This window comes from Pseudomonas sp. LP_7_YM (genome assembly GCF_004364435.1).
Lineage (GTDB): Bacteria > Pseudomonadota > Gammaproteobacteria > Pseudomonadales > Pseudomonadaceae > Aquipseudomonas.
The window spans coordinates 848,241-861,307 of the sequence record NZ_SOCT01000001.1; the positions used below are offsets into that span (position 1 = coordinate 848,241).

The window sequence follows — 13,067 nt, forward strand, 5'->3', positions numbered from 1 at the left end:
TCCGCGCGAAATGCTTAATTCGTATGCTACCTTGGCCCATCGAAATGTCCACGAGTCTGCTTATCCATGCCAAGACCTCCAAAACAACAGGCCAAACCCGTCGGGCCAAAGGCCGTCAGTGTCGCAAAGGAGACCCCCGCCGCTCCCGCCAAGATCGCGCGTACAGCCGCCAAGGCGCCTGCTTCGAAAAGTGCTGGCAGCAAAGGTGCGGCAGTGCCGGGCAAGGTCAAACCCAATCGCCGGTCGGAAGAAACCATTGCCAATATCCTGGTTGCCACCGAAGAGGTGGTGCTGCAGTCGGGTGCCGACCGCATCTCGATTCTCGACGTGTGCAAGGTCGCAGGTGTGTCACGTGGCACTTTCTATCGTTATTTCTCTTCTCAGGAAGATCTGCTCGATACGTTTTCGCGGCACAAGCGTGACAGCTTCCACGTCTCGCTGACCGAGGCGCTCGTGCATATAAAAGACCCCGAGGCGCGGCTCAACGCCTTGTTCGTGTATCTGGACAATTACCTCGAACAGAGCCGTGCACGCCGCTTGCTCGTGGTCGCGCCGGAGTACGCACTGGGTTTTTTCAGGCGCATCTTTCATGACTCGATCGTGCGCTTTCAGGACGTGCTGAACATCGTCTTCGACGACTGGGACGAGAAGCTCGGCGTGCGTCTGGACCGAGAGTTGTTGTGTGAAATGATCATCCGCTATGTCTTGAGCGAAATCCTGGTGCCGGAAAGTGCCAGCCGCCGCCTGTTGCCGATAAGGGTGAAGAAGCTGGCCGCCGCCATGACCATGGGGTCGACTTCACGCACCCGGCGCTGAAGCGCTTATTTAGACACTTTCATAAAAAATAAAACCGACCCCTGGGATTACAGGGGTCGGTTTTTTTTGCCTTCAAATTGCCAAATGTGCAGTTTTTTCCGGGTTATCCATACAAGTCGAGCCTGTAGAGCAGGGCGAGGAGCGCTCTGGCCCGGTCCTCAACGCCAGGTTATGAAATTAATCTGAACACTATTTTGATTTATGACTAAATTAATTTTATGCTTCGATCAGACCGAAGCCGATTGAGCTGACTTGCCGGGCCGCCCGTCGAGGGCTCCAGGCGCCGTGCTTTGGGAAGCGCAACACCCAGAACAATCACAAAAAACAGAGTTTCCACGTAGAGGTCCCGGATTATGCTTATTGATCTTCACGCTCACGCGCCGCTCCCTGGCTATTACAACCAGCACCCACATTGGGGTCCGTTTTTCGAACAATGCGATGACGGCGATATCCGCCTGCGCGTCGGCAAATGGCAATTGACCCTCGGCTCGCCGGAGCGCAAGGCTGCCGTGCGTGCCGGCAAGGGACTCAAACTTGAGGAATACATGGCCAAGTGGGCCGATCCGAAAGTCCGCTTGGCGGGGATGGATGCCGCTGGTCAAAACCTGCAGGTGGTCTCGGTTCCGTCCCACTGCTACATGTACTGGACCGAGGCCGAATACGCCGTCCCGTATGCCCGCACGGTGAATGACACCTTTGCCGAATACTGCTCGGCCGCCCCGGACCGCCTGATGTTCTGGGCGCACGCACCGCTCAATGCCCCTGAAGCCGCCGCCGTGGAACTGCGCCGTGCCTGCACCGAGCTGGGCGCCAAAGGCCTCTCTGCTGGCGGCGCCAATTTCGGCGGGCTGGAATTCGACTCCCCGGAACTCGATGTGGTCTGGAAGACCCTCTGCGATCTCGACCTGCCGATGTTCATCCACGGCTATAACCAGTCGGTGACCTGGGGCGATCGCGCCAACGAAGACCGTTACGAAACCACGGCGATCGTCGGCATGCAGTACGACGAAACCCGCTGTTTCTGGAACCTGATCTGCGGTGGTGTGCTTGATCGCTTCCCGGACCTGAAGGTCTACATCACCCACGGTGGTGGCTATGTCCCGTACCAATTGGGCCGCCTGGCGCAGACCAACAAGAACCTGGACGTGGTGCACAACAAACGCCCGGTGCTCGATTACATGAAGAACTTCTATTTCGACGTCGAACTGCATGAGCTGCCGATGCGCCAGGCGCTGATTGAAGTCATTGGTGCCGACCAGATGGTCTACGGCAGCAATTTCGGTGGCAGCGATGCCGTGCGCCATGACCTGACCGAAGGCCTGAAACTCAGCGATACCGACCTGCAGAAAATCCGTTGGCAGAACGCTTGCAAGTTGCTGCATCTGGATCCGGCTCGTGTTGGCCAGGTGACCTCTGCCAAGGAAGCAGTCTGATGAAACTGGCCCGCTGTTCCTATTTCGAGAGCGGCGTGTTCTGGGCGGTGGTCGATGCGCAGCAGGACATGGTCACGCCGATTGCGGGTGATTTTCGCGAGTGGGCACCGAAAGTTGCGCAGGGTGCCGGTATCAGCGCACTGCGTTTCTCCGGTCCTCCGTTGCCTTTATCCCGGGTCACGCTGTTGCCACCGGTCGAGCCCATCAATCGCGTGGTGGTGGCGGGCGCCAATTACGCCAAGCATCTGGTCGAGTTCGGACTGGCTGCACCGTCACAGCCGGTGGCGTTTCTCAAGGCATACGGTGCGCTGATTGGCGCCCACGACCCGATCCGCTTTCCACCGCTGACAGCCGAACTCGACCACGAGGTCGAGCTGGTGGCGGTAATCGGTACCGATGAGATCGATCTCGATGATCCACTGGCCTGCGTATTGGGCTACACCGTCGGCAACGACGTCAGCGCCCGCGACCTTCAGCGCAGTGGTCCCAAGGGCATCGGCATGGATCTGTTCGCGGCCAAAAGCCAGGACAAGACCACCGGGTTGGGTCCATGGATTTTGACCAAGGACGAACTTCCCGCCGGTTCGCCCAAGTTACGCTTGCTGTTGAAGGTTAACGGTCAGGTCCGCCAGGACGGCAACACGGCCGACATGACCTGGAATGTGGGTGAGCTGATCGCCTTCGTTCAGCAGCGCTCGAGTTTCGCCTGTGGCGACGTGCTCTTCACCGGCTCTCCGGCCGGGGTTGGCATGGGTACCGGCATCTTCCTTAATCCGGGCGACGTGGTTGAGGCCAGCGTTGAGGGGATCGGCACCTTGCGCAATGTCGTGGGCGAAAAGTCATTGGTCCAATCAAAGGTCTCGGCATGAGTATCGATAAAAACAACAAAGTGGTCGTCGTAGGAGCGGGGCTGATGGGCACCGGGATCGCCCACGGCTTCGTCAGCGCTGGGCTGCAAACAGTGCTGGTCGACACCAATGCCCAGTCATTGACCAAGGCCCGCGGTGCCATCGAAGCGATTCTCAACACGGGTGTGTCCTTGGGCAAAATCAGTACCGTGCAGGCCGAGGCTGCGCTGGCCAGGCTAAGCACAGCCAGCGACCTGAGCGAGGCGGCCAGCGGTGCGAACTGGCTGGTGGAGACGGTTTCCGAGCAACTGGCGATCAAAAAGGCCATCGTCGCCCAAGCGGCGCCGTTGCTGGCGCCCGATGCCATTATTGCGACCAACACTTCGGCGCTGAGCGTTACCGAGATCGCGGCGTCGATAGACAGTGCAGACCGTGTCATCGGCATGCACTTCTTCAACCCTGTGCACAAGATGAAGCTGGTCGAACTGGTGCGCGGCCTGGCCACCAGCGATGAAACCGTGGCCCGCACGCGGGATTTGTGCGATGCCATGGGCAAGACATCGATCACCGTCAACGAGTCGCCGGGGCTGACCACAAGCCGCATGTCGGCGATGCTCGGCAACGAAGCGATGTACATGCTCCAGGAAGGCATCGCCACGGCAGAAGACATCGACACCGCGCTGCGCATGGGTTTCAACCATCCCATGGGGCCGCTGGAGTTGGGCGACCTCACCGGCTGGGACACGCGATTGTCGGTGTTGCGTTATCTGCACCAGACCTTGGGCGAGAAATTCAGGCCATGCCCGTTGATCATCAAAATGGTGGCGGCGGGGCGTCTGGGTCGCAAGACCGGGCATGGGGTCTATCGCTATGAAGACAACAAGGCAGTGCTTGGCAGCGGCCTGAAAGGGAGCGTGTTATGAAAGAGGTCGTGATCATCGACGCCTTGCGCACGCCCGTGGGCCGGTTCCGTGGCAGCCTCGCCAGCGTGCGCGCCGATCACCTGGGAGCGTTGTTGATCAACGCTTTGGTGGAGCGTAATGACCTTTCGCCGGGGGTGGTGGATGACGTGATCTTCGGTTGCGTCACCCAGATCGGCGAGCAATCGGCCAACATTGCGCGTACGGCGTTGCTCGGTGCCGGCTGGCCGGAGAGTGTGCCGGGCCTGACCCTGGACCGCAAATGCGGCTCAGGCGAGGCGGCGGTGCATGTCGGCGCAGGCTTCATTGCCGCCGGGATGGCCGACATTATTGTGGCAGGCGGTGCAGAAAACATGAGCCGCGTGCCCATGGGCAGCAATCGCGACCTGCACGGCGAGGCGTTCGGCTGGATGGCCAGCGAGCGTTACGAACTGACCAGTCAGGGCGAGGCGGCCGAGCGCATCGCTGACCGCTGGAACCTTAGTCGCGACGATCTGGACGATTACGCCATCACCAGTCATCAGCGCGCCGCACAGGCCAGCGACGCTGGCTATTTCGACAGTCAGCTGGTGCCAGTGCCGGTCCAGGCGTTGCGCGAAAAGAACGATGCGCAGGTAGCTGCGGATTTGCTGTCGGACGAAACCATACGCCGCGATACCTCACGCGAGAAACTGTCCACCCTCAAAACCAGCTTCCGCCCGGACAACGGCAAGGTCACCGCAGGCAACTCGTCGCAAATCTCCGATGGCGCTGCGGCGCTGTTGCTGATGGACGCTGAAGCGGCCCGACGCCAGGGTTTGAAACCTCGGGCACGGATCGTTGCGTTCGCCACGGTAGGGGCTGACCCGACGCTGATGCTCACCGGGCCCATCGCTGCCACGGCCAAAGTCCTGAAGAAAGCCGGGCTGCACATCAACGACATCGACCTGTTCGAAGTCAACGAGGCGTTCGCCCCGGTGCCGCTGGTATGGATGAAGGAAACCGGCGTGGCGCACGACCGCCTCAACGTCAATGGCGGCGCTATCGCGTTGGGTCATCCGCTGGGTGCCAGCGGCGCACGGTTGATGACCACGTTGCTGCATGAACTCGAGCGAAGAGGCGCCCGCTATGGCCTGCAGGCCATCTGCTGCGCTGGCGGCATGGGCACTGCGACCATCATTGAGCGACTGGATTGAATACCTGGCCGGAGCTGATTCGGCCTCATTGAGGGCTTATCGAGTCAGATTCAGCCAATACGTTCAGCATTTCGCCTATATTGGCTGAACCTGGTCTTGGCGCCGGGCGTATCGACCCATAATAAACAACAAGAGAGGAGATGATCATGTCCGTTCAGGCGCAAAGCAATCTGAACAGGGAGTTCGCCAACGTCGCCAGCAATTACCGTGGCAGCGATGTTGACTTGCAAGCGGTCTATGCCGAGATGCGCAAGACCCAACCGATCCTCGAAGGCAACTTCATGGCCAGCCTTGGCGTGCCGTCGATTGCCGGCCTGGACCCGAATCGTCCGACCTTTACGCTGTTCAAGTACGACGACGTAATGGCGGTAATGCGCGACGCGAAGAACTTCACCAGCGGGTTTATCGCCGAAGGGCTGGGGGCGTTCTTCGACGGGCTGATTCTCACGGCGATGGACGGCGATGCGCACAAGAACATCCGCAATCTGCTGCAGCCGGTGTTCATGCCGGAGACCGTCAACCGCTGGAAGGAAACCAAGATCGACCGGGTGATTCGCGACGAATACATCAAGCCGATGGTAGCGGCCAAGTCTGCCGACCTGATGGATTTCGGCCTGTATTTCCCGATCCGGGTCATCTACGCGCTGATTGGTTTTCCGGAGGACAAGCCCGAAGAAATCGAGCAATACGCCGCTTGGGCACTGGCTATTCTCGCGGGCCCGCAGGTCGACCCTGAAAAGGCAGCCGCTGCGCGCGGCGCCGCCATGCATGCCGCCCAGGCGCTGTATGACGTGGTCAAGGTGGTGGTAGCCGAGCGCCGCGCACGGGGAGCAGACGGCGACGACCTGATTAGCCGCTTGATCAGCGCCGAGTACCAGGGCCGTTCACTGGACGACCATGAAATCGCCACCTTTGTCCGGTCCTTGCTGCCAGCGGCCAGCGAAACCACGACGCGTACCTTCGGCACCTTGATCACCTTGCTGCTGCAGAACCCGCAGACGCTGGAAAGGGTACGTAATGACCGCAGCCTGGTGAACAAGGCCATTGATGAAGCGGTGCGGTTCGAGCCCGTAGCGACCTTTAAAGTACGTCAGACCGCGCAGGACACTGAAATCCGTGGTGTGAAGATTCCCAAAGGGGCGATGGTGCAATGCATTGTGTCGTCGGCCAACCGTGACGAAGACGCGTTCGAAAACGCTGATCGTTTCGATATCGATCGTAAGCCACGACCTTCATTCGGGTTTGGCTTTGGCCCGCACATGTGCATTGGCCAGTTCGTCGCCAAAACCGAGATCAACTGCGCAGTCAACGCGATTCTCGATCTGATGCCCAATATTCGCCTGGACCCTGACAAACCCGCGCCGCAGATCGTCGGCGCGCAGCTGCGTGGTCCTCATGAGGTCCACGTGATCTGGGATTGAGCCACGGCCAACCGCTGTCGATCCGCCAAACCCGCGCCCGCCAAGGTGCGGGTTTTTTATGCGCGTGCGGACAAAGCACTGCGTTTCATCTGAATTTATATGAACACAATCAAATAAAGTGTTTAATTTAGCCCGGTGGTGATCTATGATTCAGGCACAACAACAAACCACCCGTTGAGAAGGGAAGAACAATGAAAATTGATGATCTGATTCTCGTCAGCGTCGACGACCACGCCATCGAACCGCCAGACGCGTTCGCCCGTCACATGCCTGCACGCTTCAAGGGGCGCGAGCCGCATGTGGTGAAAACCGGTGACCGGGATGTCTGGGTCTTCGAGGAACAGGCGACCGGATACATGGGCCTGAACTCGGTGGTCGGCCGTCCTAAAGAAGAATATGGCATGGAGCCCCTGGGTTACGACCAGATGCGTCGTGGCACCTGGAACATCAAGGATCGCGTGGATGACATGAGCGCCAACGGTGTGTTGGGCTCGCTGTGCTTCCCGACCTTCCCAGGCTTTGCCGGGCAACGCTTCCAGGTCCACAACGACCGGGATGTGTCGTTCGCAGCGATCCAGGCCTACAACGATTGGCACCTGCATGACTGGTGCAATGCTGCACCGGGCCGTTTCATCCCCTTGATGCTGGTGCCATGGTGGGACATGCAGGCCGCCGCCGCCGAAGTCAACCGCATGGCCAAGCAGGGCGTGCATGCCTTGTCGCTGTCCGACAACCCGGCCATCCACGGTTACCCATCGATCCACAGCGACTACTGGGATCCGCTGTGGAAAGCCTGTTCCGACAACAAGGTGGTGATCTGCTGCCACATTGGCACTGGCGTCAAAGCCAACCATGCCTCGGATCTGTCGCCAATCGATGCGTGGATCACCTCCATGCCGATCTCCATCGCCAACTCTGCGGCAGACTGGATCTGGGCGCCGATGTGGAAGAAATTCCCCGACCTGCGCATGGCGCTGTCCGAAGGCAGCATCGGTTGGGTGCCCTACCTGCTCGAACGTGCCGACTTCACCCATCGCCATCACAAGGCCTGGACCAATTCCAACTTCGGTGGGCAGATGCCGAGCGATATCTTCCACAAGCACATCATCACCTGCTTCATTGAAGACAAGTTCGGTTTGCAGAACCTGAGCTTCATGAATGAGGACATGGTCACTTGGGAGAGCGATTACCCGCATTCCGACTGCACCTGGCCGGAGTCGCCGGAAACCGCGTGGGATGGCCTCAAGCATCTGCCCGACCAGACTATCAATAAGCTGACTCACCTCAACGCGATGCGCGAGTTCTCGTACGACCCGTTCTCTATCCTGGGACGCGAAAACTGCACCGTTGGCGCCCTGCGCGCGCAGGCCACTCACGTCAAAGTCGAGCCGGCCCTGGGCCTTGGCGGCGCCGACCATGGTCGTGAAGACGGCAAACCGGTGACCTCCGGCGACATCAACGCGATGTTCGAAAAAGCCGACGCGCAAACCGCGCTGTAAGTACCGCGACGTTGGTTCCCGACCTGCCACGCACAGTTCGGGAACCAACGACACGGTCACGCACGTCCTGCGGATGTCTTTTCCGCGTTTTGCATGCCCAGTTTTCGAGAGCATTCATGGCCATCAATGAATTTACCTACAGCCGGATTCCTGCTGAGGCCGAAGCGTTGCGCGCCGAGGTGCGCCGCTTTCTCGCTGACGCGCTGGCCGATTATCCGCCGGCGCTGCGAGCACAATCCTGGATGGGCTTCGACGCCAGCTTCAGCAAGGCGCTGGGCGCCAAAGGCTGGCTCGGCATGGCGCTGCCCAAGGAATACGGAGGCAATCAGGCCGGTTTCTTTGCGCGCTACGTCGTCAGTGAAGAGTTGCTCGCGGCGGGCGCACCGGTGTCGGCGCACTGGATCGCCGACCGGCAGAGCGGGCCGCTGATCAATAAATTCGGTACCCATGCGCAGCGAGACCGCTACCTGCCGGCGATCTGTCGCGGCGAGAGCTATTTCTGCATCGGCATGAGCGAACCCGGCTCAGGCTCCGATCTGGCCTCAATTCGCTCCACGGCAGTGCGTGACGGCGAGGGTTGGCGAGTCAACGGTCAGAAAGTCTGGACCACCAACGCTCACCACTCCCATTACATGATTGCTTTGCTGCGCACTGGCGATAAGCAGAACGGGCGGCATGAAGGCATGTCGCAATTTATCGTCGACCTGCGATTGCCCGGCATCACCGTGCGGCCGATTCGCGATCTGGCGGGCGGCGAGCATTTCAACGAGGTGTTTTTCGACGATGTCTTGCTGGCTGACGATGCGCTGATCGGCAACGAAGGCAAGGGCTGGGAGCAGGTCACGGCCGAGCTGGCTTTCGAGCGCAGCGGCCCTGAGCGTTTTCTCAGTTCCATGGCGCTGATCAAAACCATGATCAACGCCATCGGCAGCCAGCCCGACGCGTTGCAGGCGTCTGAAGTCGGTCGCCTCACGGCAAGGCTCGCGACACTGCGCAACATGTCGCTGGCGGTCACGGCGCAACTGGCCAAGGGCGAGCACCCGGCGTGGGCCGCGTCCTGCGTCAAGGATCTGGGTAACGCTTTCGAGCAGGACATTCCCGAGCTTGCGCAGCGATTGCTGGACATCGAACCGCGGCAGCAGGGTGGTGGCGATCACGCACAGGTTCTGGCCTATCTCACGCAGATGGCGCCTTCTTTTTCATTGCGCGGCGGCACTCGCGAGATCCTTCGCGGGATCATCGCCCGTGGCCTGGGGTTGCGATAATCATGCGCGAATTATTTGAATCCACCATCGAGCGCCTGCTCAGCGATGGCGCAGACAGCGAAACGGTCAACGCCAGCGAGGGCGGCGTGTGGGCCGCGACATTGTGGGACGCCATCGAAGACTCCGGCTTTACCCTGGCCGCTGCGCCTGAATTCCTGGGTGGCGCCGACGCTGGTTGGGCTGATCTTTACGTGATCGCACGAGCGGCGGGGCGATTTGCCGTTCCGCTGCCGTTGACCGAGGCGCTGTTAGCCAACTGGTTGTTGGGCTGCTGCGGGCTTGAGCCGCGAACGGGGAGCTTGAGCATCTGCGCCAGGCCCCGGCTTTTGCTCAATGACGATAGGGTGAGCGGGGTGTTGCCTGACGTTCCGTGGGGCCGGCATGTCGAGTCGGTTGTTGCCATTGCCGATAGCGATGACGGCGGTCCCACGCTGGTGGTGCTGCCACGCGCGCAGGCTCAACGCATCGAGCAGAGCTTGAACATTGCCGGAGAGCCCCGGGATGCACTGTTTTTCAGCGAAGCCACGGTGCTGGATCGCGCGCCGCTGCCAAGCGGACTGAACAGCGAAGCACTGCAGACCGGCGGGGCACTGATGCGCAGCGCACAGATTGCCGGCGCCTTGAGCACATTGCTGGACATGACCGCAGAGTACGCCGGCCAACGCAATCAGTTTGGCAAACCTATCGGTGCGTTTCAGGCGATCCAGCAGCAACTGGCGGTGTTCGCCGAACAGGCTGCGGCTGCCAACAGCGCCGCAGAAGCGGCGTTTGCCGAATCTGACCGGGCATTGAACTGGTTTTCGGTTGCCGTGGCCAAGGTCACCACGGCAGAAGCTGCCACCCAGGGCGCGAATATCGCCCACGCCGTCCACGGCGCCATCGGCTTTACCCAGGAATACGCCTTGCAGTTGTACACCCGTAGATTGTGGGCCTGGCGTGGCGAGTTCGGCTCGACCACGCACTGGAGCCAGATGATAGGCAAACAGGTCTGCGCGGCAGGTGCCGAGGGTTTCTGGCCATTGATGACTGACAACTCAAGCTGTGGAGCATCGGCATGACCGCGTTTCTGCACATCGAGCGTGACGGCCCTGTCGTGACCGTGCGCATGAATCACCCGGACACTCGCAATGCACTGACTTCGCCGGAGCAAATAGAAGAGTTCGTGCAACTGTGCGCGAACCTGCGCCGTGACCGCTCGGCGCGCGTGATGGTGCTGACCGGCAATGGCAGTGCGTTCTGCGCCGGCGGCAACGTCAAGGACATGCGCGAGCGCAGTGGCATCTTCGCCGGTCAGCCTTATGAACTGCGCGACACGTACCGCGACGGCATCCAGCGTATTCCGCTGGCGTTGTACGAGCTGGACATCCCGATCATCGCCGCCGTCAACGGTCCGGCCATTGGTGCCGGACTGGACCTGGCCTGCATGTGCGATATCCGCCTGGCATCGCCCACTGCGGTGTTCGCCGAGAGTTTCGTGCGCCTGGGCATCGTCCCAGGTGACGGTGGCGCCTGGCTGTTGCCGCGCATCATCGGCATACCGAAAGCCAGCCTGATGGCCTTTACCGGCGACCCCATCGATGCCGCCAAGGCGCTGGACTGGGGCTTGGTGGAGCAGGTCTGCACCCATGAAACCCTGCAGTCCGAAGCTCAGGCGCTGGCCAAGCGCATTGCCAGTAATCCGGGCCACGCCTTGCGCCTGTGCAAACGGCTGCTGCGCGAAGGTCAGCACATGCGTCTGGATTCGCTGCTCGAACTGTCGGCCGCCTATCAGTCCATCGCTCACCACACCGCCGACCATGAGGAAGCCGTGGCCGCCTTCGTCGAGAAGCGCGCGCCCAGCTACCAGGACAAGTAACTGCACAACAATAAGAAGGTAAGGGGAGAACCGTCATGCGCCGCGTCTTTCGTGAAGATCACAACATGTTCCGTGATCAGGCCCGCCGTTTCGTCGAGCGGGAAATCGTGCCGCATCTGCATGAGTGGGAAAAAAACGGCATCGTGCCCAAGGAGCTGTGGCTCAAGGCCGGCGAAACGGGCTTGCTCTGCTCGACCGTGCCTGAGGAATATGGCGGCTCGGGGGGCGACTTTGGGCATTCGGCGGTAATGATCGAGGAATTGGCCCGTGCCAATGCCACGGCTGTGGGCTTCACCACTCACTCGGAGATCGTCACGCCGTACATCGTTGCCTATGGCAGCGAGGAGCAGAAACAGAAGTGGCTGCCATGCATGGTCAGCGGTGAGTTAATCGGCGTGATTGCCATGAGTGAACCGGGCATCGGCAGCGACCTGCGCTCGATGCGCACCTCGTTGCGCCGCGAGGATGACGAGTACATCGTCAACGGGCAGAAAACCTTCATCACCAACGGTGGCAATGCCGGCCTTGTGGTCACCGCGACCAAGCTCGATCCCATCGCCAAAGAACTGACCCTGGTGTGCGTCGAAGAAGATCGTCCGGGGTTCTCCAAGGGCCGCTTGCTGGAAAAGATCGGTCTGAAAGGCCAAGACACCTCGGAGTTGTTTTTCGATCAAGTGCGTGTGCCCGTCGGCAATCGCCTGGGCGAGGAGGGCATGGGTTTCAAATACCTCACCCATCAGCTGGCGTGGGAACGCTTGATCATCGCCATTCGCGCCGCGCAGTCGATCGACACCCTGCTGGAGGAAACCATCGAGTACACCCGTGAGCGCAAGGTGTTTGGCAAACCGGTACTGGACTTTCAGAACACCCGTTTCAAGCTGGCCGAGGCCAAGGCTCAGGCAACCATGCTGCGGGTATTCGTCGACGATTGTCTGGACAAGGTCATGCGTGGTGAATTGACGCCGGACATCGCCGCCATGGCCAAACTGCTGGGTTCGGAGATGCAAGGCAAATTACTCGATGAGTTTTTGCAATTGCACGGCGGTTACGGCTTCATGAGCGAGTACAAAATCAGCAGGGCCTGGGTTGATGCCCGCGTTGCGCGGATTTACGGCGGCACTTCGGAAATTATGAAAGAAATTATTGGTCGCACGCTTTAAGGTGTGTCCTGACATGACCACCGGTCAAAGCACCCACCATTGAAGGAGACAGGCATGAGCACTTCGCTGTACGACATCCCGCTGAAACAGATCGACGGCACTTCCAGCAATCTGGGTCAGTACAAAGGCAAGGTTCTGCTGCTGGTCAATGTGGCCTCCAAATGCGGCCTGACCCCGCAATACGAAGGGCTGGAGAAGCTGTACCAGAGTAAGCATGGCGAGGGCCTGGAAGTGCTGGGCTTTCCGGCGAACAACTTCAAGGAACAGGAACCTGGCAGCGACAGCGAAATCCAGTCGTTCTGCTCCACCACCTACGACGTGCACTTCCCCTTGTTCTCGAAAATCTCGGTTGCTGGCGCTGACAAGCATCCCCTGTACAGCGAGCTGACCGCCGCCCAGCCTTCCGCCACCGGCGATGGCCCGTTCCGCGAGCGTTTGAAGGGCTATGGCATCGAGAGCGGCAACCGGCAGGAAGTGCTGTGGAATTTCGAAAAGTTTCTGGTCGGTCGCGATGGCAAGGTCATCGGTCGTTTTGCACCGGATGTCGCCGCAGATGACTCACGTTTGACAGCCGCCATCGACGAGGCGCTGAAGGCCTGATCCTCGCCCAGGCATCTGGTTGCCACTAAGAACAAGGCTCTGAACCTGCGTTCAGGGCCATTCTTTGAGTGGCAC

General features: G+C 60.2%; 12 protein-coding genes. All 12 read left to right on the forward strand.

What is annotated here, in order from left to right; translation table 11 throughout:
* Nucleotides 1-66 precede the first annotated feature (66 nt).
* Nucleotides 67-816 (forward strand): TetR/AcrR family transcriptional regulator, encoded by a 750-nt coding sequence (locus EC915_RS03810; RefSeq protein ID WP_133749167.1) that lies wholly within the window; start codon nucleotides 67-69, stop codon nucleotides 814-816.
* Between the two features lie 353 nt (nucleotides 817-1,169).
* Nucleotides 1,170-2,249 (forward strand): amidohydrolase family protein, encoded by a 1,080-nt coding sequence (locus EC915_RS03815; RefSeq protein ID WP_133749168.1) that lies wholly within the window; start codon nucleotides 1,170-1,172, stop codon nucleotides 2,247-2,249.
* The gene (locus EC915_RS03820; protein ID WP_133749169.1) at nucleotides 2,249-3,118 is read left to right on the forward strand and encodes a fumarylacetoacetate hydrolase family protein; all 870 of its coding nucleotides are present in this window, start codon (nucleotides 2,249-2,251) and stop codon (nucleotides 3,116-3,118) included. Before EC915_RS03815 ends, EC915_RS03820 begins: the two co-directional genes overlap by 1 nt.
* The gene (locus EC915_RS03825; RefSeq protein ID WP_133749170.1) at nucleotides 3,115-4,020 is read left to right on the forward strand and encodes a 3-hydroxyacyl-CoA dehydrogenase; all 906 of its coding nucleotides are present in this window, start codon (nucleotides 3,115-3,117) and stop codon (nucleotides 4,018-4,020) included. The genes EC915_RS03820 and EC915_RS03825 overlap by 4 nt, the downstream gene beginning before the upstream one ends.
* Complete coding sequence (locus EC915_RS03830) at nucleotides 4,017-5,192, forward strand: thiolase family protein (protein ID WP_133749171.1); 1,176 nt, start codon at nucleotides 4,017-4,019, stop codon at nucleotides 5,190-5,192. The genes EC915_RS03825 and EC915_RS03830 overlap by 4 nt, the downstream gene beginning before the upstream one ends.
* A 146-nt stretch (nucleotides 5,193-5,338) precedes the next feature.
* Nucleotides 5,339-6,613, forward strand: a complete 1,275-nt coding sequence (locus EC915_RS03835; RefSeq protein ID WP_133749172.1) for a cytochrome P450 — start codon at nucleotides 5,339-5,341, stop codon at nucleotides 6,611-6,613.
* Nucleotides 6,614-6,804: 191 nt separating this feature from the next.
* A complete protein-coding gene (locus EC915_RS03840) occupies nucleotides 6,805-8,112 on the forward strand; it encodes an amidohydrolase family protein (protein ID WP_133749173.1) in 1,308 nt (435 codons plus the stop codon).
* 116 nt (nucleotides 8,113-8,228) lie between these two features.
* Nucleotides 8,229-9,377 (forward strand): acyl-CoA dehydrogenase family protein, encoded by a 1,149-nt coding sequence (locus EC915_RS03845; protein ID WP_133749174.1) that lies wholly within the window; start codon nucleotides 8,229-8,231, stop codon nucleotides 9,375-9,377.
* A gap of 2 nt (nucleotides 9,378-9,379) precedes the next feature.
* Nucleotides 9,380-10,435 (forward strand): acyl-CoA dehydrogenase family protein, encoded by a 1,056-nt coding sequence (locus EC915_RS03850; protein ID WP_133749175.1) that lies wholly within the window; start codon nucleotides 9,380-9,382, stop codon nucleotides 10,433-10,435.
* Nucleotides 10,432-11,232, forward strand: a complete 801-nt coding sequence (locus EC915_RS03855) for a crotonase/enoyl-CoA hydratase family protein (RefSeq protein WP_133749176.1) — start codon at nucleotides 10,432-10,434, stop codon at nucleotides 11,230-11,232. The genes EC915_RS03850 and EC915_RS03855 overlap by 4 nt, the downstream gene beginning before the upstream one ends.
* A gap of 35 nt (nucleotides 11,233-11,267) precedes the next feature.
* On the forward strand, nucleotides 11,268-12,392 hold the full coding sequence (locus EC915_RS03860; protein WP_133749177.1) for an acyl-CoA dehydrogenase family protein: 1,125 nt from the start codon (nucleotides 11,268-11,270) through the stop codon (nucleotides 12,390-12,392).
* A 54-nt stretch (nucleotides 12,393-12,446) separates the two neighbouring features.
* Nucleotides 12,447-12,992 (forward strand): glutathione peroxidase, encoded by a 546-nt coding sequence (locus EC915_RS03865; protein WP_133749178.1) that lies wholly within the window; start codon nucleotides 12,447-12,449, stop codon nucleotides 12,990-12,992.
* The last annotated feature ends 75 nt before the right edge of the window (nucleotides 12,993-13,067 follow it).

Coding starts and splice junctions, on each gene's coding strand:
- EC915_RS03810 (WP_133749167.1), top strand. CDS start 67: ATGCCAAGACCTCCAAAACAACAGGCCAAACCCGTCGGGCCAAAGGCC.
- EC915_RS03815 (WP_133749168.1), top strand. CDS start 1,170: ATGCTTATTGATCTTCACGCTCACGCGCCGCTCCCTGGCTATTACAAC.
- EC915_RS03820 (WP_133749169.1), top strand. CDS start 2,249: ATGAAACTGGCCCGCTGTTCCTATTTCGAGAGCGGCGTGTTCTGGGCG.
- EC915_RS03825 (WP_133749170.1), top strand. CDS start 3,115: ATGAGTATCGATAAAAACAACAAAGTGGTCGTCGTAGGAGCGGGGCTG.
- EC915_RS03830 (WP_133749171.1), top strand. CDS start 4,017: ATGAAAGAGGTCGTGATCATCGACGCCTTGCGCACGCCCGTGGGCCGG.
- EC915_RS03835 (WP_133749172.1), top strand. CDS start 5,339: ATGTCCGTTCAGGCGCAAAGCAATCTGAACAGGGAGTTCGCCAACGTC.
- EC915_RS03840 (WP_133749173.1), top strand. CDS start 6,805: ATGAAAATTGATGATCTGATTCTCGTCAGCGTCGACGACCACGCCATC.
- EC915_RS03845 (WP_133749174.1), top strand. CDS start 8,229: ATGGCCATCAATGAATTTACCTACAGCCGGATTCCTGCTGAGGCCGAA.
- EC915_RS03850 (WP_133749175.1), top strand. CDS start 9,380: ATGCGCGAATTATTTGAATCCACCATCGAGCGCCTGCTCAGCGATGGC.
- EC915_RS03855 (WP_133749176.1), top strand. CDS start 10,432: ATGACCGCGTTTCTGCACATCGAGCGTGACGGCCCTGTCGTGACCGTG.
- EC915_RS03860 (WP_133749177.1), top strand. CDS start 11,268: ATGCGCCGCGTCTTTCGTGAAGATCACAACATGTTCCGTGATCAGGCC.
- EC915_RS03865 (WP_133749178.1), top strand. CDS start 12,447: ATGAGCACTTCGCTGTACGACATCCCGCTGAAACAGATCGACGGCACT.